Origin of the sequence: Streptomyces sp. NPDC002884 (genome assembly GCF_040295245.1) — a bacterium.
Taxonomy (GTDB): domain Bacteria; phylum Actinomycetota; class Actinomycetes; order Streptomycetales; family Streptomycetaceae; genus Streptomyces.
Window position 1 is genome coordinate 38,980 of record NZ_JBEOVB010000037.1, and the last position, 21,711, is coordinate 60,690.

At 71.8% G+C, this 21,711-nt stretch carries 21 protein-coding genes and 2 pseudogenes; 7 read left to right on the plus strand and 16 right to left on the minus strand.

Annotated features, from left to right (window positions below; all coding sequences use genetic code 11):
- Positions 1–8 precede the first annotated feature (8 nt).
- From ABT070_RS39510 to ABT070_RS39520, 3 genes and pseudogenes are all read right to left on the minus strand, one after another.
- Positions 9–659: pseudogene (locus tag ABT070_RS39510) on the minus strand (SAM-dependent methyltransferase).
- Positions 660–851: 192 nt separating this feature from the next.
- Positions 852–1,127: a DUF397 domain-containing protein gene (locus ABT070_RS39515; RefSeq protein WP_351767763.1), complete on the minus strand. Its 276-nt coding sequence runs from the start codon at positions 1,125–1,127 to the stop codon at positions 852–854.
- Positions 1,128–1,988 (minus strand): Sco1979 family transcriptional regulator, encoded by an 861-nt coding sequence (locus ABT070_RS39520; RefSeq protein ID WP_351767764.1) that lies wholly within the window; start codon positions 1,986–1,988, stop codon positions 1,128–1,130. It lies immediately after the preceding gene.
- Between the two features lie 241 nt (positions 1,989–2,229).
- On the opposite strand from ABT070_RS39520, the pseudogene ABT070_RS39525 reads away from it, so the two are divergent.
- From ABT070_RS39525 to ABT070_RS39535, 3 genes and pseudogenes are all read left to right on the plus strand, one after another.
- Positions 2,230–2,955: pseudogene (locus tag ABT070_RS39525) on the plus strand (ATP-binding protein); the annotation flags it as partial.
- Positions 2,956–3,218: 263 nt separating this feature from the next.
- Positions 3,219–3,665, plus strand: a complete 447-nt coding sequence (locus tag ABT070_RS39530; protein WP_351767766.1) for a hypothetical protein — start codon at positions 3,219–3,221, stop codon at positions 3,663–3,665.
- 300 nt (positions 3,666–3,965) lie between these two features.
- Positions 3,966–5,879 carry an ABC transporter ATP-binding protein gene (locus tag ABT070_RS39535; RefSeq protein WP_351767767.1) on the plus strand — a complete coding sequence of 638 codons (1,914 nt, stop codon included), beginning with the start codon at positions 3,966–3,968 and terminating at the stop codon, positions 5,877–5,879.
- A gap of 4 nt (positions 5,880–5,883) precedes the next feature.
- On the opposite strand, the gene ABT070_RS39540 is transcribed toward ABT070_RS39535, so the two are convergent.
- A complete protein-coding gene (locus ABT070_RS39540; protein WP_351767768.1) occupies positions 5,884–6,060 on the minus strand; it encodes a DUF8839 family protein in 177 nt (58 codons plus the stop codon).
- Positions 6,061–6,214: 154 nt separating this feature from the next.
- Complete coding sequence (locus tag ABT070_RS39545) at positions 6,215–6,862, minus strand: DUF899 domain-containing protein (RefSeq protein WP_351767769.1); 648 nt, start codon at positions 6,860–6,862, stop codon at positions 6,215–6,217.
- Positions 6,863–7,150: 288 nt separating this feature from the next.
- Here ABT070_RS39545 and ABT070_RS39550 point away from each other — a divergent pair, with 288 nt between their 5' ends.
- Positions 7,151–8,125, plus strand: a complete 975-nt coding sequence (locus ABT070_RS39550) for an endonuclease/exonuclease/phosphatase family protein (protein WP_351767770.1) — start codon at positions 7,151–7,153, stop codon at positions 8,123–8,125.
- Between the two features lie 100 nt (positions 8,126–8,225).
- Here ABT070_RS39550 and ABT070_RS39555 read toward each other — a convergent pair whose 3' ends face one another.
- From ABT070_RS39555 to ABT070_RS39575, 5 genes are all read right to left on the minus strand, one after another.
- Entirely contained in the window at positions 8,226–10,115 is a 1,890-nt protein-coding gene (locus ABT070_RS39555; RefSeq protein WP_351767771.1) for an FUSC family protein, read from the minus strand.
- A gap of 532 nt (positions 10,116–10,647) precedes the next feature.
- Positions 10,648–11,379 carry a DUF7873 family protein gene (locus tag ABT070_RS39560; protein WP_351767773.1) on the minus strand — a complete coding sequence of 244 codons (732 nt, stop codon included), beginning with the start codon at positions 11,377–11,379 and terminating at the stop codon, positions 10,648–10,650.
- A 75-nt stretch (positions 11,380–11,454) separates the two neighbouring features.
- Positions 11,455–11,715, minus strand: a complete 261-nt coding sequence (locus tag ABT070_RS39565) for a hypothetical protein (RefSeq protein WP_351767775.1) — start codon at positions 11,713–11,715, stop codon at positions 11,455–11,457.
- Between the two features lie 256 nt (positions 11,716–11,971).
- Positions 11,972–12,751 carry an aspartate/glutamate racemase family protein gene (locus ABT070_RS39570; RefSeq protein ID WP_351767793.1) on the minus strand — a complete coding sequence of 260 codons (780 nt, stop codon included), beginning with the start codon at positions 12,749–12,751 and terminating at the stop codon, positions 11,972–11,974.
- 14 nt (positions 12,752–12,765) lie between these two features.
- Positions 12,766–14,244, minus strand: a complete 1,479-nt coding sequence (locus ABT070_RS39575; protein WP_351767776.1) for an NCS1 family nucleobase:cation symporter-1 — start codon at positions 14,242–14,244, stop codon at positions 12,766–12,768.
- 152 nt (positions 14,245–14,396) lie between these two features.
- Between ABT070_RS39575 and ABT070_RS39580 the strand changes: the two genes are divergently transcribed.
- Together ABT070_RS39580 and ABT070_RS39585 are read left to right on the plus strand one after the other, a co-directional pair.
- Entirely contained in the window at positions 14,397–15,095 is a 699-nt protein-coding gene (locus tag ABT070_RS39580; RefSeq protein ID WP_351767777.1) for a GntR family transcriptional regulator, read from the plus strand.
- A gap of 57 nt (positions 15,096–15,152) precedes the next feature.
- A complete protein-coding gene (locus tag ABT070_RS39585) occupies positions 15,153–16,610 on the plus strand; it encodes a LamG domain-containing protein (RefSeq protein WP_351767778.1) in 1,458 nt (485 codons plus the stop codon).
- A gap of 7 nt (positions 16,611–16,617) precedes the next feature.
- Here ABT070_RS39585 and ABT070_RS39590 read toward each other — a convergent pair whose 3' ends face one another.
- From ABT070_RS39590 to ABT070_RS39600, 3 genes are all read right to left on the minus strand, one after another.
- Entirely contained in the window at positions 16,618–17,379 is a 762-nt protein-coding gene (locus tag ABT070_RS39590; RefSeq protein ID WP_351767794.1) for a uracil-DNA glycosylase, read from the minus strand.
- A 222-nt stretch (positions 17,380–17,601) separates the two neighbouring features.
- Positions 17,602–18,084 carry a DoxX family protein gene (locus ABT070_RS39595; RefSeq protein ID WP_351767779.1) on the minus strand — a complete coding sequence of 161 codons (483 nt, stop codon included), beginning with the start codon at positions 18,082–18,084 and terminating at the stop codon, positions 17,602–17,604.
- Between the two features lie 210 nt (positions 18,085–18,294).
- Positions 18,295–18,975: a class I SAM-dependent methyltransferase gene (locus ABT070_RS39600; protein ID WP_351767780.1), complete on the minus strand. Its 681-nt coding sequence runs from the start codon at positions 18,973–18,975 to the stop codon at positions 18,295–18,297.
- A 218-nt stretch (positions 18,976–19,193) separates the two neighbouring features.
- On the opposite strand from ABT070_RS39600, the gene ABT070_RS39605 reads away from it, so the two are divergent.
- Positions 19,194–19,460, plus strand: coding sequence for a DUF6343 family protein (locus tag ABT070_RS39605; protein WP_351767781.1), 267 nt, complete (start codon positions 19,194–19,196; stop codon positions 19,458–19,460).
- Positions 19,461–19,568: 108 nt separating this feature from the next.
- Here the strand turns inward: ABT070_RS39605 and ABT070_RS39610 are convergent, their stop codons facing one another.
- The 3 genes from ABT070_RS39610 to ABT070_RS39620 all read right to left on the minus strand — a co-directional run bounded on the left by ABT070_RS39610 (position 19,569) and on the right by ABT070_RS39620 (position 21,699).
- Entirely contained in the window at positions 19,569–19,949 is a 381-nt protein-coding gene (locus ABT070_RS39610) for a tetratricopeptide repeat protein (protein ID WP_351767782.1), read from the minus strand.
- A gap of 50 nt (positions 19,950–19,999) precedes the next feature.
- Positions 20,000–20,620, minus strand: coding sequence for a dephospho-CoA kinase (gene coaE / locus ABT070_RS39615; protein WP_351767783.1), 621 nt, complete (start codon positions 20,618–20,620; stop codon positions 20,000–20,002).
- A gap of 140 nt (positions 20,621–20,760) precedes the next feature.
- Positions 20,761–21,699: a PAC2 family protein gene (locus tag ABT070_RS39620; RefSeq protein ID WP_351767784.1), complete on the minus strand. Its 939-nt coding sequence runs from the start codon at positions 21,697–21,699 to the stop codon at positions 20,761–20,763.
- Positions 21,700–21,711 lie beyond the last annotated feature (12 nt).

Genomic DNA, 21,711 nt, shown 5'->3' on the forward strand with positions numbered 1-21,711 from the left:
GGCGAACCTCAGCGCGTGCGGCCCACCGCCCCGCGGCCGGGGATCACGCCGTCGTCCTGCCCCGGCACCGGTTCGCCGAGCTCGGGGTGCCGCTCGGGAACCACCGCGACGCCGGGTTCGACCAGGTCGAGCCCGTCGAAGAAGCGGCTGAACTCCTCGCGGGAGCGGCTGGACTCCTCGCGGGAGCGCAGAGCGAGGGTGACGCCCGCCGCCTTCGGCTTCGCCGTGGCCGCCGCCGACTCCTGCGGGGAGAAGTCGGCGGTGGCATGGGTCGTCATCAGACAGCTGCCGGAGGGCAGTGCGGCGAACAGCCGGCCACCGGCTCGTGCGCGCCGTCCTCGTCGGAGACGAAGTGCAGCGGCGCGACCGGTGACAGCGCCACCGGCCGGCCGAGGTCCAGGAACCGCCGTACGCCGTTCTCGGCCGGCCGGCGGGTGGAGCGGTGCATGAAGGCCCGGTTGACTCGTGCCATCACCGGCACGCGCGGGTCGAGGGCGAGCATCTGCCGGCCCTCCCCCACTGCCTCAAAGGCATGGGCGGTACCCCCACACGTCGACCGGGCAGTTGTCCTTCCCCCCGAGGTACCAGTCGTACATCCGTGCGGGACGGGGCTTGCCGGTGTCGGTCTCGACGGCTCCGGTGGGGTCCTGCCCGGTCATGAGGCACTCCGTAAGCATGAGACGCGGATACTGTTCAAGTCATTACCAAATTAGGGAAGTTGAGCGAAGACAAGGGCGGGTGAGCGAAGAAAAGGACGAAGGACGAAGGACGGGTGAGCGGGGATGGGGAAGGACCGGTGGGGAAAGGACGGGTGGGGGGTGAGCTGAGCAAAAGGTGCCAGACAGGTCCGTTCAGGACAGCAGGAAGTCCGCCTCCCCCGCCTTGGCGCCCTCGATGAAGGCCGTCATCTCGTCGGAGGTGTAGATCAGCGCCGGCCCGTCGGGGTCGGTGGACTGCCGGACGGCGATCCGGCCGTCGGCGAGCTTCATCGCTTCCAGGCAGTTGCCTCCGTTGCCGCCGCTCCACGGCTTGTGCCAGCCCTCGCTGCCCAGTTCGCGGGCGGGCATGCCGTTGTAGATCCGCTGGGCGCGGACCCTCGGCCTGGACTGGATCCTGATGTGATTCATTCACAACTCCTTGCGGAGATCCCGGAGGATCTCCTTCGTGCGATGTGCTGTAGCGGCCTGCGCCGCCATGCGGTCCATGACCTCGAGGTGGGTCGCCACCTCGCTGCGGGCGTCGAGATAGACGGCGCCGGTCAGGTACTCGCTGTAGACCATGTCCGGAAGCTCCGGCATGGCGAATCGGAACAGCACGAAGGGCCCGTACGTGCCCGGATGCGGCCCGTTCTCGAACGGGGCGACCTGCAACGTCACATTGGGCAGCCTCGCGGCCTCGAGCAGGGTGTCGATCTGCGCGCGCATCACCTCCGGGCCGCCGACCGGGCGACGCAGCACCGTCTCGTCCATCACGACCCACAGCCGGGGCGCGTCCTGACGGGTGAGCAGGTCCTGGCGTTGTATGCGCAGGTCGACGAGGCGCTCGATGTCCTCCGGGCGGGTCTGGCCGATGGCGCCGGACTTCAGGACGCCGCGCGCGTAGTCCTTCGTCTGGAGCAGGCCGGGCACGAAGTGGGGCTCGTACTGGCGGATCAGGGCGGCGGCGCCCTCGAGGCTGACGTGCATCGAGAACCAGCCGGGCAGGACGTCGTGGAACCGCTGCCACCAGCCCGGCTTGTTCGCGTCCTCGGCGAGCTGGACGAAGCCCTCGGCCTCCTCGTCGGTGACCCCGTAGGCCTTCAGCAGCAGCTGGAGGTACGGGATCTTGAGGCTGACCTCGGCCATCTCCATGCGCCGGACCGTGGCGGGCGCGACGCGCAGGATACGGGCGGCTTCCTCGCGCTTGAGCCCGGCGCGTTCCCGCAGGTCCAGCAGGCGCCGACCGAGGACGACCTGCCCGACCGTCGGCGCGGACCGCGGTTCGCTCACGCTCCACCTCCACGAAGAGCCCGGCCGGTCACGCGCGGGGGCCGCACGAGCCCCGACCCGGCCGGTCACGAAAAGAATCCCGACAGCCTTACGGCGCCACTCGACGATCGATTCGAAGGTCTGTACGAATCCGTACGGATCTTCAGCGATCCCAATTGGCGCCGTTCAACGTGCTGTTGCGAGCAGTGTGCCACGGCCCCCCACCGCGTCACACAGCACTCTGCATTTTTCAGAGTGACACTTGCCAAGTGTTCACGGCGGGGAGATAGTGGCAAGCGTGATTCCGTCCGCGCCCTTAGGAACAGACGCCGCCGCAGGCCGCCCCCAGGGTCTCGGTGCCAGCGCGGGAGCAGGCCCAGACCAGGCCGCTGCCGAGCGCCGGTTCCGATTCGAACTGGCCGCCCATCCGGGTTCCCCCGCCCAGGCCAGACGCCTGACGAGGGCCCGGCTGACCGGCTGGTCGGTGTGCGAGGACACCTGCGACACCGCCGCCCTGGTCATATCCGAGCTGGTCACCAACGCGATCGTGCACACCGCGAGCGACGTCGTCGTCTGCGAGCTGCACGACGGCGACGACCTGGTCCGCATAGCCGTGCGCGACGAGGGATGCGCGCCGGGTGACCCCCATCCCTCCCCGCAGCGCCCCGAGGAGGAGCACGGGAGGGGACTGCTCCTCGTCGAAGCCCTCTGTCACGCCTGGGGCGCCCAGGAACACGGGCCCGGCCTGCTGGTCTGGGCCGACCTGACCCGCAAGGCCGACGCTCCCCGCGATCCCGCCGAACCCTGCAACAGCCTCGGTACGGCCGCACCGCACCACGCCGACCTGGCCGAGCTCCTCGACACCCTCGACGAGTTCCACGACGGTCCCGCCGAACCGCACACCGACCCGGCCGGACCCCGCAACGACCTCGGCTGGGGCTCCCGCCCGAAGCCGGCGCCGTCCGACGGCCCGGGTGACGAGGACGAGCAGGCCGAGCAGTGGTACCGCGCCATGGCCGGCCGGGCCGCCCGACGGCCACACCCCGTGCCGCGGGCCGCACCCGCCGCGACCTCCGCCAAACCCGCACCGGCACCCGCACCCGCACCCGACGGTCCGGCCCCGCGCGTCGGGCCGCAGTGGCACCGCGCCGCCGGCGGCCACGCCGGGTACGAGGCCGGCCGCGACGCACGGCCGGCCGGGCACTCCGCCGGCCCCCTCCCGCTCGAGCACGGCCGCGAGCGGGGAAGGGCATGAGCGCGGTCCCCGGCAGGACTCCGCTGCTGACCCTCGACACACTCGTCCGCCTCCGGCGCGGGCCGGTCGGCACGCACGCCCCCGAGCCCCCGCGCCGACTGGCCGTGCCCGACGGCATGACGGCCCCGCTGGGCTGCGACGCCGTCTCCGTCCCCGCCCGCCTCGGCCCGCTGCTCATGCCGCGCCTGCCGCGCGTGGGCTGCGTCTACGCCGACGAGGCGCGCTGGTGGTGGCTGGTGCCCTCCGACTCCGACTACGCCCTGGAGTGGCCCGCCCCCGCGCACTACGCCACGGGTGCGCTCCTGCCGGACTCCCCGCACATCCCCGGCCTCATCCACCGGCCGGACGGCACGCTTCCGTACACCCCGCCGATCCCCCTCTACCTGGCCCTGTGCCGCCTCACGGGCACGACGCCCACCTGGTCACGGGCGATCAGCGCCTAGCCCGCCGCCCTCCCCGAGCCGAAGCCGATCCCAGGGCCGTCCGGCGCACGCCCGCGCGTCCCGGCTCTCCCGCCCCACGCCCTGCCCCTCACCCGTCTCGTCCCGCGATAGTGGCCGTTCGTCGACTATCGCGATCGGGGGACGCCGACGGTGGGAGAGGCACGAGAGGCCGGCACGGCACGGGGGGCGGACCAGGCACGAGAGGCCGACACGGCACCGGAGACGGACAAGGCGCCGCAGACGGACACGGCACGGAAGACGGACAGGGCACGGAAACCCCAGAGTTCCGACGAGCGTGACGTGTCCGAGTCGGAGCGGCTGCTCTTCGGCGGCCCGCTGCGCTACGACACGGGCTGGAACCAGCACCAAGACGCCTTCCTGGAGCTGAACTTCCGCGCCATGGTCACCCGGCTGCCGTCCCTCCTGCGCACCAGCCTCCTTCTGGCCCGGCGGGCCGACCCGAAAGCCGCCCGGATCGTACTGTCCGCCGAGATCGCCCGGGGCGTGGCGCAGGCCATCGGTCTGCTCGCGATGAACGCCGTGCTGGGCCGGCTCCTCACCGGCGGCCCCATCGAGGACCGCCTGCGCGGCGCCGCCCCCGCGCTGGCCGCCATGGCCGTCGTCCTCCTGATCGGGGCGCTGCTGCGGGCCGCGTCGACGTATGCCACCGGGCGGCTCGAGCCCAAGGTGGAGCGGGTGGCGACCGAGCTGTACCTGGAACGGGCCGCCGCCGTCGAGCTCGCCGCGATCGAGGACCACGCCTTCCACAAGCTGCTGGACACCGCGCAGTACGGAGCCCGGTCCAGCCGCTACATGATCAGTCACGGCACGCGCGTGGTGAACGCGATGATCTCGCTGGCCGCGTCGGCGGGCGTCCTCACGGTCCTGCACCCGCTTCTGCTGCCGCTGCTGGTGACGATGACGCTGCCGAGCGCCTGGAGCGCCCTGACCAACGCCCGGCGCCGCTACGAGTCCTTCCACACCTGGGTGCAGCACGCGCGCGCGGGCCACCTGATAGCCGAGCTCCTCACCGAACCGGCGGCCGCGCCGGAGATCCGCGTCCACGGCGTCGGCCCGTTCCTGCTGCGGCACTTCCGCGCGATGTCGGAGACGGCGGAGGCGGAGCAGGCCCGGCTGGCCCGGCTCGCGGCCCGCACCGGACTGTTCGCGGCGACCTGGACGGGCCTGGCGACGCTGGCCACGTACGCCACGCTGGGCGGGCTGCTGCTCACCGGGACGATGGCGCTGGCGGTGGCGGGCACGGCCGTGATCGCGATCCGCGGCGGCTCCGCGAGCCTGAACACCCTCGTCCTGGAGGTCAACCAGCTGCACGAGGAGGCCCTGTTCGTGGGCGACCTCCAACGCCTCTACGTGGAGGCGGCCGAACGGGCGATCCCGGTGGGCGGCGCGGCCCTGCCGGAGGAGCCACGCGAGATCCGCTTCGAGAACGTCACGTTCGGCTATCCGGGCGAGTCGGCGCGTCCCGCCCTCGACGACGTCAGCCTCTCGCTCCCCCTCGGCCGGATCATCGCGCTCGTCGGCGAGAACGGCTCCGGCAAGACGACCCTGGTGAAGCTGCTGGCGGGGCTCTACAAGCCGGACCGGGGCCGGATCCTGTGGGACGACGTGGACGCGGCGGACGCGGACCGGCACCAGCTGGCCGAGCGCATCGCGATGGTGGCGCAGGACTTCAAGCGGTGGCCGTTCACGGCCCGGGTCAACGTCTCGATCGGCCGTTCCGCCGCGCCGCTCACCGAGGAACGGCTGGCCGCGTCGATCGCGGAGGCGGGCGCCCAGGAGGTGGTCGACGACCTGCCGCGCGGGCTGGACACCCTGCTGGCCCGCCACTTCAGCGGCGGTCACGAGATGTCCGGAGGTCAGTGGCAGCGCCTCGGCATCGCCCGGGCGGCGTACCGGCGCGGGCGCATCCTGATCGTGGACGAGCCGACGGCGGCCCTGGACGCCCGGGCCGAGCTGGAGGTGTTCGAGAAGATCCGCGCGCTGGCCGACAGCGGCCAGACGGTCGTGCTGATCACCCACCGGCTGGCGTCGGTCCGGCACGCGGACCTGGTGCACGTCCTGGACCAGGGCCGGCTGGTGGAGTCCGGGACCCCGGACGAGCTGCTGGCGGGCGGCGGCGTCTACGCCGAGCTGTACACGCTTCAGGCCGAGCAGTTCACGGCGCACGTGCCCGCCCCGTCACAGGCGGGCTGACGGCTCACCGCGCGGTGTCGCCGCCCCGGACGACCACCAGGAACGTGTCCGTGGCGAGGTCCATGACGACCTCGGCGGCCAGACCCTCCATACGTCGCGCGTGCGCGAACTCCTCCGCCGGCCACGAGCCCCGCGGCCCACCCGCGGGAAAGCGTTCGAGCACGGTCCGCCCGTTCACCATCTCGCACCTCCGATCAGCGTCGTACTTGTAGGAGTTAACGCTCTGGGGAGGTCGAAGGCCTCGGCCGGTTGCGGGACTGAGACGTAGTTGACACCCGTTCAACGCAGAGTGTGAGAATCCGGTCACCTTACGAACATCTCGGGCACGCTCCGTGTCAGCACTCGTACTCGTCGTGGTAGCGGACCCGCGCGCCGCTCGGCGGCCCCAGCGCCGTCAGGTCCAGGAAGCTCATGGCCGGGCCGAGCCGGTCGAGCTCGCGCTCGAACACCGAGTACGTGTGGAAGACCCGGTCGCCCTCCCGGAGGAAGCAGCTGACTCCGGGCCGCTCGGCGAGGCCGCCGTCCCGTCCCACCGTCGCTTCGAAGTCACCGTTGAAGTCGTCGTCGTACGAGGAGTACCAGGGCACCGCCCAGCCCATACGCGCCTTGAACGGCAGGATCCTCGGGAACGGCGCCCTGGACACCACGGCGAACGAGGTGCCGTACGCGTTCAGGTGCGCCAGGTGACCGACCTGGTCGAGGAAGGCCGCGCAGCAGCGGCAGCCGGTCCGCCACTCGGGGGCGAACATGAAGTGGTGGACGACGAGTTGCCGGCGGCCGTCGAAGAGGTCGAGGAGCCCGGCCTTGCCGTCGCCGCCCTCGAGGACGTACTCCTTGGCGACCTCGGACACGGGCAGCCCGCGCCGCTCGGCGGCGAGCGCGTCACGCGCGCGTGCCACCGCCTCCTCCTTGACCCGCAGTTCTTCGCGCGCGGCGCGCCACTCCTCGCGCGAGACGATCTCCGGAAGCTCCGGATGCACCATGGCTGCCCCTCCTGTGTGACGGTCCGTCGAAGGGGTGACTCGCGTGCGGCGCGGAACTCATCGCCGGCGCGGAACGTACCTCACCGAGCGGGACACGGCGTCCCCCCGGCCGCGGCGCGGGAACGCACACCGGCGTCCGGGAGAGCGGCGGAGAAGACGTCGTCGCGTCGACGTACGACGGTGTCGTGCCCGCGAGTGAGCCATGGCGCGCATCTTGTCCCGAGCCTGTCGCCGGGCCCGACGGGACGGGCACTCTGGCCCCAGGACACCTCCTGGAAGGAGCCCGGCATGCTCCTCGGCACCTGGAACCTCGAGAACCTGTACCGGCCCGGCGGACCGTTCGGTCCGAAGGACAAGGCCGCCTACGAGACGAAACTCGCCGCGCTCGCCGCCGTCGTCACCGCGCTGGACCCGGGCGTGCTCGGCGTGCAGGAGGTCGGGGAGCCCGAGGCGCTGGCGGACCTGCTGGAGACGGTGGGCGGCACCTGGCACGCGGCACTGTCCGCGCACCCCGACGGCCGGGGCATCCGGGTCGGTGTGATCAGCCGTACGCCCCTGGAGGTACTGGCCGACACGCGCGCGTACCCGGCGGGACTGCGCCCCGTGCAGGCGGACGACTCGGGGGCCGTCTCGGACGGAGCGGGGCGCGGCTTCCTCGCGGTGGAGACGGTCACGTCGGCCGGGCCGCTGCGGGTGGCGGTGGCCCATCTGAAGTCGAAGCTGCTGTCCTACCCGGGTGATCGTTTCTTCCCGCGCGACGAGGGCGAACGGGCCCGCTACGGCGCCTACGCCCTCTACCGTCGGGCCGCCGAGGCGACGGCGCTGCGCGCGCTCGCCGACGACCTGCTGGCCGGTGACGGCCGCGAGCGGGACGTGGCGGTGCTGGGCGACCTGAACGACGAGGTGCAGGCGGCGACCACGCAGATCCTGCTCGGCCCGCCCGGCTCGGAGATCGGCACCCGCGGGTTCGAGACGCCCGACCGGGGCGACGCGGCCCGCCTGTGGGACGTGGCCCCGCTGATCCCCGCCGACCGCCGCTACTCGCGGATCAACTCCGGTCGCCGCGAGCTGATCGACCACGTACTGACGAGCCACCGCCTGGTCCACCGGCTGACGTCGGCGGGCACGGGCACGGATACGGGCACGGATACGGATCCGGGGTCGCAGGAGGCGTTGCGGCTCCCCTCGGTGGGGCTCGATCCGGCGGCGCGCAGGAACGAACCGGGGTCGGACCACGCGCCGGTATGGGTGCGGATCGACTGACGGAACAGGGAAACGCGGGAAAGGGCAGCGCAGGAGATAGCAGCGAAGGGCAGCGCGGGGAAGGGCAGGGAATCGCAGCACAGGGAAGCGCAGCGCAGGGCTACCCGGCCACCGGCAGGTCCGGCACGGGCGCCCGCAGCCCCACCCGTTCCCGCCCCGCCGCGAGTTCGTCGAGGAGTTCGGCGAGCCGCTCCCGGTGCCGTGCGGTGAGCCGTCCGCTGTCGTCGAGGTGGACGGCGCAGGCTGTGGTCGTGTCGACGAGCCGTTCGAGGACGGCCGCGACCTCGTCCGTGCCCTCCGTGTGCCGGGCGAGGGCGGGCAGCTCGTGAGCGGCGAGGGCGATGGCGGTGCGGGCCTCGGCGAGGGCCCGGTAGGCCTCGCGGCGCAGGGTCCAGCGGGCGGCGCGGTCGTCGGAGCCGTCGAGCACATGGGCGAGGTAGGCGTGCGCGGCGCCCGCGGCGGCGCCGAGCCGGGCACGTACCTGGCCGCCGCGCTCCCCCGGCATCGGCAGATGCCCGACGATCAGCACGATCGCGCAGGCCAGCAGGGTTTCCACGATCCGGCCGGCGGAGGCCTGGGGCTCTCCGCCGACCATCACCAGGGACAGCACCAGGACGGTGACGACGGCCGTCTGGGCGGCGAAGTGCCGGGTGGACACGGGGATGAGCGCGCCGCACAGGGCGACCAGCGCCACGAGCCCCTCCGGCCGGGGCAGCACGGCGGCGAAGCCGGCGAAGAGCAGCGCCCCGAGCACGGTCCCCGCGGCCCGGCACAGCACCCGGGACACCAGGGGCCCGAGATCGGGCTTGACCAGGAAGACGGCCGTGGCGGGCAGCCAGTACCAGTGCGTGTGCCGGCCGTACCACTGGGAGTGGTACAGGGCCTGCGCGACGGCGGCACTGGCCCCGAAGGAGAGGGCGACCCGCAGCCCGTACTCGCGGCCGCCCGCGCCGAACCCGGTGCGCAGCAGGTCGCGGACGCCGCGCCGGCGGGCGTGCAGGTTGCCGCCGCCGCCCTGGTCGAAGGCGTCGGCGGCGTGCAGCAGGGCGTCGTCGAGGGCGCGCAGCGCGGGGGCGGACCGGGAGGGTGCGGGCAGCGGCCCGGTGTGGGTGTTCTCGCGGACGGCGGCGGCGAGCCGCCGGGGCCCGGCCGAGGCCCGTTCGGAGAGGCGCTCCGCGGCCCAGGCGAGGGCGGTCGCGGCCTCGGCGAGCGGCAGTGCGGCGGCGTACTGGGCGCGCAGCCGCCGTTCGGAGGCGGAGCTCGCACCGCGCCGGAGCCGGGGTCCGGCGAGGGCGTCCTGGGCCTGGTCGAGGGCCGCGGTGAGCGCGGCGCGGCGGGCGGTGGCGTGCTCGGTCCCGGTGGCGTCGAGCAGCTCCGCGACGGCGTCGTACACCCGGGCCACCGCGTCCCGTTCACCGTCGAACCGGAAGTCGCCGGTCATCGAGCCGGGCGTGGGCAGCACGAGCCGCAGCGCGAGCAGCCAGCCCGCGCCGGCGAGGAAGGCGAGGGCGCGCGTCCACCCGGCGTCCGCGACCGGCATCCCGGCGCCGATCGCCGAGGCGACCAGCAGCTGCGTCCCGGCGCCGGACGCGACGGGCCCGATGGCGCTCATCCCTCCGGCGAGGAGCCCGAGCCCGGTGAGGACGGCCGTCAGCGCGACGGCGCCGACGTGATCCCCGACGTAGGTCCCGACGAGCAGTCCTCCCGCACCCACGAGCGCGGGCGCTCCGAGCCGCTTCACGGCGGTCCGCCTGCTGCCGGGCCGGTCGTTGATCCCGGCGAGCATCGCGGCGATCGCGGCGACCACCCCGAGTGAGATCCGGCCGACGAGGACGGACACGAGGAGCAGCGGCCCGGCGGCCAGCGCCCCACGCGTGACCGCGCTCCAGGGAACGGGCCCGCGCTGGGCGCGCAGGGCGTGGGCGAGCCAGGGCGGCAGGGCGGCGAGCGGACGGAGTGCGCGAGCGGGAAGGTGCGGGCGCGGGGACACGGAGCTCCTGTCGGGGCGAGGGCGGGGGTGTGCCTTCGGGCGACGGTGGCCGGGGCTTGTCAGCTGTGAGCTGTGGTGTCCACGGTACGGGGCGGTCCTGGAGAGGTGGGGGCGGTTGTGTTTCGACGAGGTGACGCCTGGCCCGGATTCCGCGTTCTTTATGAACGCAAGGCCGGAAACGGGAGCGGGGCCGGGGGCGTAGCCTGCCCCCGGCCCCTGTGGAGCCGCCCATGTCGCACACCGGCGCACTTGAGGACCCAGGTCAGTCGTGATGTCGTCGCGTCCTGCCTTTGGACCACCGCGCATCGAGCTGCGCGGGCCGGACTTGAACCGGCAATTCGACGTCCGGGGGCCTGGGCCCGGTCGCTCCGGCGATCGGCGGCGAATGCTGAGTCTGGAGCAAGAGTCTGAGATTCATCGCGATCCGTCCCTGAATTTCTCGGCGGGTACGGTTCGCTCGTCACGACAAGCTTCAGGTTCAGCTTGCGCTCCTCGCGCACCCCGGTCACGAAGGACCGGGGAGTCTCGAAGGCTACCCGAACAGATAGCCGAACACGGCGTCACCGACCCGCTGGTCGACGACGTCGGTGCCGTTCGCCTCCTCCCGGGCGAACTTCACCGCCTGCTGCACCTTCTCCAGGCGCGCCAGGAGTTCGTTGACCCGGCGGGCGGGAAGGGCTCCCGAGAACTTCACGGTCGTCCAGTAACCGACCGGTATGTCCTCGTAGTACACCTCGACCTGTGCCGGGTGCTTGTCGGTCGCCTCCGCCTTCACATGGTTACGCGGCACCTTCTTGGTGCGCAGCGTCCGTACCGGCTCGGTCTTCCACGCGTCGGTGGACGGGTCCTGCGCCCAGGACTCGGAGGCGTCGAGCACGGGCAGCCTGCGCACGAAGGCGGTCAGGTCGACGAGCTGCTTCTCGAGGAAGAGCAGGTAGGACACCGGCACTTCGGCGACGAGAACACGGCCGTCGACCGTCACGTCGGCGCGGGCGGTGCAGTTGGCCCAGTCCTTCGTGGCGGTCACGTCGAACAGCCGGGTCAGCGTGGCCGCGGTCTCCCGCAGCACGTCCTCGGCCTTCACCTGCACCCGCGTCGACTCGGGCGGCAGCTGCTCGCCCTCCTCGTCCTTGGGCTGGTAGGTGCGCGAGATACCGGCCAGCAGCGCGGGCTTCTGGAGTCCGTGCTGAGCCGTGCTCAAGTCCTGGTGGGCCTTGGACTTGATGCCCTTCTCGACTGCGATGATCTGATTGAGTTTCGCCACGCCGAGCACGGTAGCGGCTCCAGCACCATCACCCCAAAGGGTTATCGACCGAAGAGACGGCCGGCCCTTCCCTGTTCAGCCGTCCCACACGTCCTGGTGACGGTGGCGGGTCGGCGGGTGATCCAGGTCCTCGGCCACGGCGAGGAGCGCGCCCGGCGGGGCGGCGCGGAGGTGGTTGCGCGCGGTCGAGCGGAACACGGACAGCGCGGCCCGCGCACGGGACTCGTACGGGCCGGCGATCCGCTGGTTCAGGGACCGGGGGAATGTGTAGGCGCGGAACGCGCGCACCAGCGGGTCGGGCAAGGGTCGCCGCCGCTCGTGTCGCGCGCGGGCCAACTCCTGGACGCTATAACGGAGTTCGGTGAGACGGTGACCGGTGTCGAGGCCGAGGCCCGGACACCGGGACGGCCGTCGGTCGGGGTGGACGCGGTGCCGGAGACGGACGTGGTGGACGGTACGGGACATGACGGACCTCCGAGGGCCCGCCGGAACTTCCGGCGAGGCCGCTGGAAGTCCGCCCCCGTGAACCGGCCGAGGCAGGTGCTGCGCATGGGAGGGAGCCTGGCGAGCGCGGCCCGGGGTTGTCCAACGGTTATTCACCCGGACAGGAAGGGTCCCCCCGGTCCGGCGCCTCGCCGATCCGCAGGGCGTGTCCTTGCGGCTCGGCCCGCCACACCCTCCGCTTCGGCACCGGCTTCGCGAAGCTGCCCGTCCGGCTGGTCGTCAGCCCCAGTCCGACGAGTCCCTCGGCCAGCTTCACCGCGGCGCCCACGCCATCGACGACCGGCAGGCCCAGCTTGTCGCCCACCATCCGCTGCAGTCCCGTCATCCCGGCGCAGCCGAGGACCAGCACCTCGGCCCCCGCCGCCCGGGCCCGTTCGGCGGCCGCCAGGAAGGCCGCCCCGGTACGGTCGCGGTCGCCCAGGTCGAGGACGCCGAGCCCGGTGCCGACGACGGCGGCGCAGTTGCGGCCCACCCCGGCCAGCTCCAGGCTGTCCTCGATCTGGCCGCAGGACCGCTCCAGCGTGGTCACGACCCCGTACCGGCGCCCCAGCAGACAGGCCAGATGCGCCGCGGCCTCGGTGATGTCGACGACGGGCACGTCCACCAGCTCCCGTACGCCCTCACGTCCGTGCTCACCGAAGCCCGCCATGACGACGGCGTCGTAGGGCGGCCCGTCGTAGGTCCGCAGCGCGTCCATGACCGCCGCGGCGGAGAGAAAGCTGTCGAGCCAGCCCTCCGCCGACTCGGGCCCCCAGGCGGGGGTCAGTCCGGTCACGGTGGTGCCCGGGCCTGCCGCGGCCCGGGCGCCTCGCACGATCTCCTCGGTCATCTCCTGCGTGGTGTTGCAGTTGGTGACGACGATCCGCACGTTCCGCACGCCCCTCAGACCTCCATGGGCTTCTCGGCGGCGGCCACGGACCCGGCGGTCCGCTCACCGCGGCACAGCAGCACGTACAGCCCGGCCCCGAGGGCCGTCCCGATGAACCAGGAGTACGGCGCCACATCGCTGAAGGTCTTCACCAGCGCGAGCACCGCCGCGACCGCCGCGGAGGGGAGGAACGCCCACAGCGCCTTGGGGTTGACGCCCCTGCGGTAGTAGTAGCGGGAGCCGGGGGTGGCGTCGAACAGCTCGTTCATGTCGACGCGGCCGCGCTTGACCCAGTAGTAGTCGACCATGATCACGCCGAACAGCGGGCCGAGGAAGGCGCCGAGCCCGCCGAGGAAGTAGTTGACGACCGTGGGGTTGGAGAACAGGTTCCACGGGGTGACCACGAGCGCCGCGACCGTGCTGATCATGCCGCCGACCTTGAAGGTGATCTTCTGCGGCCAGACGTTGGCGAGGTCGTACGCCGGCGACACGAAGTTGGCGACGATGTTGACGCCCATGGTGGCGATGGCGAAGGTCAGTGCGCCCAGGACGAGCACCCAGGTGTTGCCGACCTTCGCGACCAGCTCCGCCGGGTCGGTGATGGCCTCGCCGAACACCTCGAGCGAGCCGGCGGTGACGATCACGGAGACGACCACGAAGGCCGTCGAGTTGAGGGGCAGTCCCCAGAAGTTGCCGCGGCGGACCGTCCTGTAGTCGGGCGCGAAGCGGGAGAAGTCACAGAAGTTGAGCATCAGCGTGCCGTACGTGGCGAGGATCAGCCCGATCGCGCCGAACCACTGCCGCCACTGCTCCCCAACGGAGACCGGGTGCGGGGTGGAGGTGAGCGAGATGGTCCAGCCCGCCTTGGACAGCACCCACACCGCCAGCGCGATCATCACCAGCCAGATCGCGGGGCCGCAGAAGTCCTGGAACTTGCGCACGGACTCCATGCCCTGGCTGATGATCATCGCCTGGACGAACCAGAGGGACACGAAGGAGAGCCAGCCCAGCGCGTCGAGGCCCAGGAAGGAGCTGTGCGTCCAGGACTCCAGGCCCGGCCAGGCCGCCAGCAGCATCACGTTGACGGCGACGGAGGCGAGGTAGGTCTGGATGCCGTACCACATGATGGCGATCACGGCGCGGATGAGGGCCGGGATGTTGGCGCCCCAGACGCCGAAGCTGATGCGGCTGACCACCGGGAAGGGCACACCGTGCCGCTGGCCGATCCGGCCCATCCAGTTCATGCCGACGTAGATGAGCACGAAGCCGACGAGGAGGGACGTGAAGATCTGCCACACGTTCATGCCGAGGACCAGCAGTCCGGCGGCGAAGGTGTAGTTGCCGAGGTTGTGGACGTCCGACATCCACATGGCGAAGAGGTCGAAGACCTTCCAGTTCCGCTTCTCCGCGGGCGCGAGGTCTTCGTTGGTGAGCCGGGGGTCGGGGACGAACACTGGTGCGCCGGTGGCTTCGGCACGGTCGGCGAGGGACACGGGGCCTCCATGGGCGAGGGGACGGAGGAGGACTACTGCCGGATCATTTGGTATACCAAACTGCGGACATGGTCCCGTCGTCAAGCGTTCCGACCGATGTCCGTCCCGTTACGGCTCCGTAAAAGCCCCCTCGCATCGACGAAGATGGGCCCATGACGAAGATCGAACCCCTCGGAGCGGTGCGCGAGCGCGTCCTGGGGTCCCTGCGGCAGGAGATCATCGCCGGCAGGCTGCGTCCCGGAGACCGACTCGTCGAACGCGAGCTGGCCGACCGGTTCGGCGTCTCCAGGGTCCCGGTCCGGGAGGCCATCCGCGCACTCGTCGCCGAGGGCTTCGTCCTGTTCGAGACCCCACGCCGTACGGTCGTACGACCGCTGAGCCCCACCGACGTGAAGGAACTCTTCGAACTGCGCGAGGCGTTGGAGGTGTACGCGGCCGGACTGGCCGCCGCCCGGGCCACCCCGGACGACCTCGCACAACTACGGGAACTCCTCGCGAGCGCGGCGAACGCCACCGACGCCGGAGACGCCGAGGCGATCACCGACATCAACACCCGCTTCCACGACCGGCTCCTCGCCATGGCCGGCAACACCCTGCTGATCTCGGTCATGGAACCCGTCGCCGGACGCCTGCAATGGCTCACCCGGCGCAACGAGGAATGGCCCCAACTCCTCACCGAACACCAGGACCTCTACAACGCCATCGCCTCCGGCGACCCGGCCCGCGCCCGCGCCCACGCCCTGAACCACGTGCAGGCCAACTACCGCTCCACGGTCCGGCACCTGTTCGGCGAAGCGAACCTCCCGGCAGCGCCACCCTCCCCCGATCACGCTCCGCCTAGAATCCCCTGACCCTTCGGACAGGTGTCCGAAGGCGCACACACGCCGAACGGAACGGGGACAACAACCATGGTGAGCAGACGCGGACTGCTGAGCGGAGCCGCACTCGTGGGGGCGGGCGCGGTGACCGGCGTGCTCGGCGCCGCCGGGAACGCGGCCGCCGACGCCCCACTGGACACCCCGTTCACACCGGTCGCCGCACCCCATCTCGCCCAGGCCGAGCAGATGGTCCAGTACCAGCGCCTCCTCGCGGCCGGCTACCTGCCCGCCGGCCTCACCGGGCACTGGCCCCTGGACGGCTCCGGCGCCGACCGCTCCGGCCACGACCACCCCGTCTCCCCCGGCACCGGCGCGAGCTGGACCACCCTGCGGGCAGGCGGCGAACTCACCCTGGACGCGGCCCACGCCGCCACGGTCTCCGTGCTGGACACCACGAACCCGTTCACGGTCTCCGCCTGGGTACGTCTCGCGGACGACGCAGCCCTGACCAACATGTACACGGCGGTCAGCCAGGACGGCACCGGCTGCAGCCGCTTCCTGCTCCAGTACGACGACACCGCAGGCGCCTGGGCGTTCAAGGTGCGCGCCGAGGACCAGAGCGTCAAGATCTCCGCCCTCGCCACCACCACCCCCACGCCCGGCAAGTGGACCCACCTGAGCGGAGTGTGGGACGGCGCCCGAGTCCACCTGTACGTGAACGGCGTACTCGAAGGCACCGCCGACGCCACCCTGTCCTGGGCCGCCACCCAGGGCTTCAACATAGGCCGGGCCCGCTGGAACGGCGCCTACGTGAACCACCTCAAGGGCTCCGTCGACGAGGTGCGCGCATACGGCCGCGCCCTGAGCGCCGACGAGATCTCCCTGATCAGCGGCCGCACGGCCCGCCTCAACAACGTCTACCTGATCGGCTCCCCCTCGACCGTCACCTGGGGCACACCCGACGACCTGCCGAGCTGGATCGCCCGGGCCCGCTGCTCGTCCTTCGTCACCTGGGCACTGAAACACACCTACGGATGGGCCACCGACGCCTACTTCACCCAGTACTTCCAGGACCGCGTCCCCGAGGCCGCCGACTACCGACAGGCCTTCACCGCCGGCACCGCCGGCCCGCGCTTCCAGCAGATCCGCAAGATCGCCGACCTCCGCCCGGGCGATCTGATCGCGGTGGACTACAACGGTCAGGTCGAGGACAACACCGGCCACATCGTCATGGTCCGCGAGGTCAAGGGCGTCTTCAGCGGAGTCGCCGACTTCACCGGCGAGACCCAGTACGCCGTCGAGGTCGTCGACTGCACGGCCGAACCGCACGGCGTGTACGCGCTGACCAACTACCCCAAGTACCCCGACACCCGCATGGTCGGCCTCGTCGCGGAGGAACAGTTCGAGGGCGTCGGCATCGGCCACATGATGTTCTACGCCTCCGACACCACCGGAGAGTTCTCCCGCTACCGCTGGAGCGTCAACACCGCCCGGGACAAGGCCTACCCGGTCGCGTCACGGCCGGTCACCGCGGCACGCGTCGTCTGACCGGCGCTCACGACAGCCCCGCCGCCCCCGCAGCCGTGCGCAAAACATCGCGCAGCATCTCGGGGGTGAGCCGGCCGGTGAAGGTGTTGCGCTGACTGACGTGGAAACACCCGAAGACATCGAGACCGCCGACGACTCCCGGACCACCCGGCCCCCTCGGACCACGCGAATCACCCGAATCGCTCGGACCACCCGAATCGCCCGGACCGCCCGGACCGGCGAGCCGCACCCGGGTCCCGTGTCCGAAGGGGGGCCGCGGCCGGGGCACCGTCCAGCCCGCCTCGGCGAACGCGGGCAGCGCCGCCTGCCAACCGAAAGCGCCGAGTACGACGACCGCGCGCAACGTCGGCCGCAGCAACCTCAGCTCCTCCACGAGCCAGGGCCGACAGGCGTCCCGCTCCCCCGGGGTCGGCTTGTTGGCGGGCGGAGCACAGTGCACGGGCGACGTGATCCGCACGCCGTAGAGTTCCAGCCCGTCGTCGACGGACACGGCGGTGGGCTGCGACGCCAACCCCACGTCGTACAACGCCTGGTACAGCACATCGCCGGAACGGTCCCCGGTGAACATCCGCCCCGTACGGTTCCCCCCGTGCGCGGCCGGGGCCAGCCCGACGATCAACAGCCGGGCGTCCGGCGGCCCGAAGCCCGGTACCGGCCGACCCCAGTACGTCCAGTCCGCGAAGGCCGCCCGCTTGGTACGAGCCACCTCCTCACGCCAGGCCACCAACCGAGGACACGCCCGACAACCCCCGACCCGCCGGTCGAGCATGGCCAGAGCGGAGGAGGAAGGGGAGGGGGAGGCCGCGGAGCCGGAGTGCGAGGCCGCGGAGTCAGGAGCGATGGAGTGGGAGGGGGCCTTGGAGGCGTCCATGTTCCCACCGTAAGACCAGGCCGGACGGATCAGAGCGATGAGAGGCGGGATGGGCCCGAAGGGGTGGGCCCCCTCCCCCTCCCCCCTCCCCCCAGCCCACCCGCCTCCTCACGCAACTCGTCATGCCGCTCGTCGCGCCAACCGCAGCAGGTCCGCGTTCGACGCCCGTCGCTTCCAGGCGATGAACGCCAGCGGTACGAGCAGGATGAGCGGCGTCGCCGCGTTCTGGCCGTCGAACACGACGACCTGGACGACGAACGCGCCCACCATCAGCGCCCCCAGCGCCACCGCCGCCACGGACTGGAGCACCGGGATGAGCAGGGCGACCGCACCGGCGAGTTCCAAGGCACCGATGGTGTACATGCCCGCGCTGCCCCAGCCCATCTCGTCGAAGGCATCGACCGCCGACGGGTGCGCGATCAGCTTCGGCAGCGCGCTGGCGATGCCGTAGAAGAGCGCGAGGAGCACCTGCAGCCCTCGCAGGGCGATCCGGGCACGGCGTCCGCGGGCCACCCCGGAGGCGGACCCGGGTGCGGGCGCGGATGCGGAGGCGGCAGCGGTGGCGGTGGCGGTGGCGGCGAGGGAAGCCGTGGTCTCGGACATGAGGGTCTCCTGCGGTGAGCGGTCCGTTGTGCTGTCAGGGAGGTAGACCGACCTCCGTCAGCGAACTCATCGCAACCCGCCGGGCCTTCTCACGCCACCGCCCCTGCCACCCGTGCCGCCCCTGCCGCCCCGCCGGCGAGGACGGCCGACTGGCCTGCCGTCCCTCCTGTCCTCCCGCCTGCCCTCCCTCCGCCGTCCCTCCCCTCGCTACTAGGTCACCGGTATCGCCCGCACCCACATCCGGTCCTGCGTCAGATAGCGCTCCGCTCTCAGGCCCGCTTCCGCCAGGGCGTCCTCGAACTGGTCCTTGGTCAGCGGGCGGGACCGGAAGGTCTGGGTCCATGCCGCGTCCGGGAAGTCGTACTCCGCGCGTACGGAGTGGACGCCGTCCCCGACGGGGTCGGTCGAGACGATCCGGATCGTGAAACCGCTCGGGTCGACGCGCTCGCGCGGCACGTTCGAGTGGTAGTCCTCTCCTTCCCGTTGGATCAACAGGCAGCCGCCCTTCGCCATGTGCCGTGCGCAGGCCCGCAGCATCCTTCGCCGTAACCCGACGTCCCCGTTGTGCACGAGGAACGACGCGAGCATCACCACGTCGAACGTCTCGCCCAGGTCGAGGTCCTCGATGGGGCTGCATATCGTGCGGGCCCCGTGGACGCGCTCCAGCATCTCGGCGGACTCGTCCACGGCCGTGACCGTGAACCCGCGCTCCAGCAGGGCGTGGGTCACTCGGCCGACCCCGCTGCCCAGCTCGAGGATGTGCGCGCCCGCTGGCACCGCCGCGGCGATGATTTCCGGCTCGTTCCCCACCGGCAGGCGCGAGTAGAGCTCGACCGCGCAGCCGTCCGGGGTGATCGCACCGGGACCGGTTCCCTTGTATCCGTCTCGCATTTCCAGCCTCATGCCCGTTCAACGGCCGGTTGCGGTAGGGCCGTTCCCCATCCCCACCAGTTCACCCGTTCGAGGGACGGCCCCTTTGTTCGGCAGCACGGAAGCGAACCCCGTCGTCGGGAGACACCCTCCGGAGCGCGGCCCTCTCCGGACAGCGCCGGGTCCCCTGGAGAACCTCCGGACCAGGGAGTACGTTGCAGGGAGGAGCGGTGATCGGGATGCGTACGGGCAGTGAGCCGGTGACAGCGCGCAGTGCGCTGCGGATGCGTCTGTGGCTGACCCTGTGGGGCCTGGTCTGGGCGATCTTCGGCACGGCCGCGTTCGCTCTCGTGGGGCGTCCGGGGTGGGCGGCGGCGTGCGGGGTGCTGTGGCTGGTGATCACGGTCGATCTGACGATGATCCTCAGGCATCGGCGCCAGGGTCCCCACTATCAGCCGGGCCGCGACATCCCGCCGTACCGGCCGCCCGAGCACCGTCACCCTTGAGGCCCGGCAGCCCGGCGGCCCGCTGGCTCAGTGGCCCGCCGGCTCAGTGGCGCGCCAGTCCCGTGGCCGGGCGGCCCGGAGGCCGAGTGGCCCGGAGGCCGGCTGTTCTCAGCTTTCGAAGCGTGCCGCTTTGAGGTACTGCGGGTTCGGGTCCAGTGCCGCGGCCAGCCGGAAGTGGCGCTTGGCCTGGTCGCCCCGGCCCTGCCGCTCATAGGTGCGGCCGAGCGCGAAGTGCGCGAAGGCGTTGTCCGGTTCGCGCTCCAGGACGATGGTGAACTCCAGCTCGGCAGGCCGTAGTTGGGCGGCGGCGAAGAAGGCACGCGCGCGCAGCAGCCGGGCGGCGGTGTTCTCGGGGTGCGCGGCGATGACCTTGTCGAGCAACTTCACCGCGCCCCGCGGGTCCCGTGCGGCGAGCAGATGCTCCGCGGCACGGAAGTCGATGACATGTGTCTCCGGAGTACGTCCGGTCGAACCGCTGGTATCGGGCACGGAAAAATCCTTCCCTTGCTCAATGCGTTCAACGCGCGGAGCGAGGGCCGCTATTCCGGTGTGGCCCCGTGCGGCGCGTGCGCTCTGCGCGTGAGGTCGGCCCATACGTCCTGCACGCGCCGGTGGAGTTCCGCGAGCGGTACGTCGTTGTCGATCACGATGTCCGCGATCTCCCGGCGCTTGTCCCGGGTCGCCTGGGCGGCCATCCGCGCGCGGGCGTCCTCCTCCGTCATGCCGCGGAGCCGGACGAGCCGGTCGAGCTGGGTCTCGGGGGCCGCGTCGACGACGACCACGACGTCATACAGGGGGCCGAGGGCGTTCTCGGCGAGGAGGGGGACGTCGTGGACGACGACGGCGTCCTCCGGGGCGGCCGCCTCGAGTTCGCGGGACCGGGCGCCGACCAAGGGGTGCACGATCGAGTTGAGGAGGGCGAGTTTCGCGGGGTCGGCGAAGACGACCGAGCCCAGGCGGGGGCGGTCGAGGCTGCCGTCCGGGGCGAGGACGTCCTCGCCGAACGCTTCCGCGACGGCCGCGAGTCCCGGGGTGCCCGGTGCGACGACCTCGCGTGCGATGCGGTCCGCGTCGATGAGTACGGCCCCGCACTCGACGAGCAGCCGCGACACCTCGCTCTTGCCGGCGCCGATCCCGCCGGTCAGGCCCACTTTCAGCATGAGCGGAAGCTTAGGGCCTGCCGGTGACGATGCACCCGACAGGCCCCTGCGTACTGCCTCTGCCCTTACCTCTGCCCTTACCTCTGCCCCTACCCTTTGCTTCTATCTCTGCCTCTGGCTTTTGCTTCTCGTCGGCCTGGTCAGCCTTCGCCCTCGCGCTCGGCGAGGAACCGCTCGAACTCCTGTCCGATCTCGTCGGCCGACGGGATGTCGACGGGCTCGGCGAGCATGTTGCCGCGGGTCTCGGCGCCGGCCGCCGCGTCGTACTGGTGCTCCAGTCCCTGGACGAGGGAGGTGAGTTCCTCGTCGCCCTCCTGGATCTGACGGTCGATCTCGGTCTGTGTCCGGTGGGCGTCCGTGCGCAGGGCGTGCGCGATGCCCGGCAGGACCAGGCCGGTGGCCGCCGTGATCGCTTCCAGCACGGTCAGGGCCGCGTCCGGGTACGCCGAGCGGGCGATGTAGTGCGGGACGTGCGCGGCGACGCCCAGGATGTCGTGTCCGGCTTCCATGAGGCGGTACTCGACGAGCGCTTCGGCGCTGCCGGGGACCTGGGCCTCGTCGAAGGGGCTGCGGTGGCCCGGCATGAGGTCCGTACGGTTGCCGTGCGGGGTGAGGCCCACGGGGCGGGTGTGCGGGACGCCCATGGGGATGCCGTGGAAGTTCACCGCGAGGCGGACGCCGAGCCGCTCGACGATCTGCTTGACGGCGACGGCGAAGCGTTCCCATTCCACGTCCGGCTCGGGGCCGGACAGCAGCAGGAAGGGCGCACCGGTGGTGTCCTGCACGAGCCGTACCTCGATGGTCGGCTCCTCGTACTCGGTCCACCTGTCGCGCTTGAAGGTCAGCAGCGGGCGGCGGGCGCGGTAGTCGACCAGCCGGTCGTGGTCGAAGCGGGCGACGACTTGGTGGGGCAGCGAGTCGAGGAGCCGGTCGACGATCTGGTCACCGGTCTCGCCCGCGTCGATGTATCCGTCGAAGTGGTAGAGCATGACAAGTCCGGCCGACTCCTGGGCCAGCGCCATGTCGACGACTGCCAGGCCCTTCGGCTCCCATGCGTACAAACCCTGCGGATCAAGCACTTGGACCGCTCC

Excerpts from the sequence above, each read along its gene's own strand:
- ABT070_RS39515 (WP_351767763.1), bottom strand. The coding sequence starts at position 1,127 with ATGAATCACATCAGGATCCAGTCCAGGCCGAGGGTCCGCGCCCAGCGG.
- ABT070_RS39530 (WP_351767766.1), top strand. The coding sequence starts at position 3,219 with ATGAGCGCGGTCCCCGGCAGGACTCCGCTGCTGACCCTCGACACACTC.
- ABT070_RS39540 (WP_351767768.1), bottom strand. The coding sequence starts at position 6,060 with ATGGTGAACGGGCGGACCGTGCTCGAACGCTTTCCCGCGGGTGGGCCG.
- ABT070_RS39545 (WP_351767769.1), bottom strand. The coding sequence starts at position 6,862 with ATGGTGCATCCGGAGCTTCCGGAGATCGTCTCGCGCGAGGAGTGGCGC.
- ABT070_RS39550 (WP_351767770.1), top strand. The coding sequence starts at position 7,151 with ATGCTCCTCGGCACCTGGAACCTCGAGAACCTGTACCGGCCCGGCGGA.
- ABT070_RS39580 (WP_351767777.1), top strand. The coding sequence starts at position 14,397 with ATGACGAAGATCGAACCCCTCGGAGCGGTGCGCGAGCGCGTCCTGGGG.
- ABT070_RS39585 (WP_351767778.1), top strand. The coding sequence starts at position 15,153 with ATGGTGAGCAGACGCGGACTGCTGAGCGGAGCCGCACTCGTGGGGGCG.
- ABT070_RS39590 (WP_351767794.1), bottom strand. The coding sequence starts at position 17,379 with ATGCTCGACCGGCGGGTCGGGGGTTGTCGGGCGTGTCCTCGGTTGGTG.
- ABT070_RS39595 (WP_351767779.1), bottom strand. The coding sequence starts at position 18,084 with ATGTCCGAGACCACGGCTTCCCTCGCCGCCACCGCCACCGCCACCGCT.
- ABT070_RS39600 (WP_351767780.1), bottom strand. The coding sequence starts at position 18,975 with ATGCGAGACGGATACAAGGGAACCGGTCCCGGTGCGATCACCCCGGAC.
- ABT070_RS39605 (WP_351767781.1), top strand. The coding sequence starts at position 19,194 with ATGCGTACGGGCAGTGAGCCGGTGACAGCGCGCAGTGCGCTGCGGATG.
- coaE (WP_351767783.1), bottom strand. The coding sequence starts at position 20,620 with ATGCTGAAAGTGGGCCTGACCGGCGGGATCGGCGCCGGCAAGAGCGAG.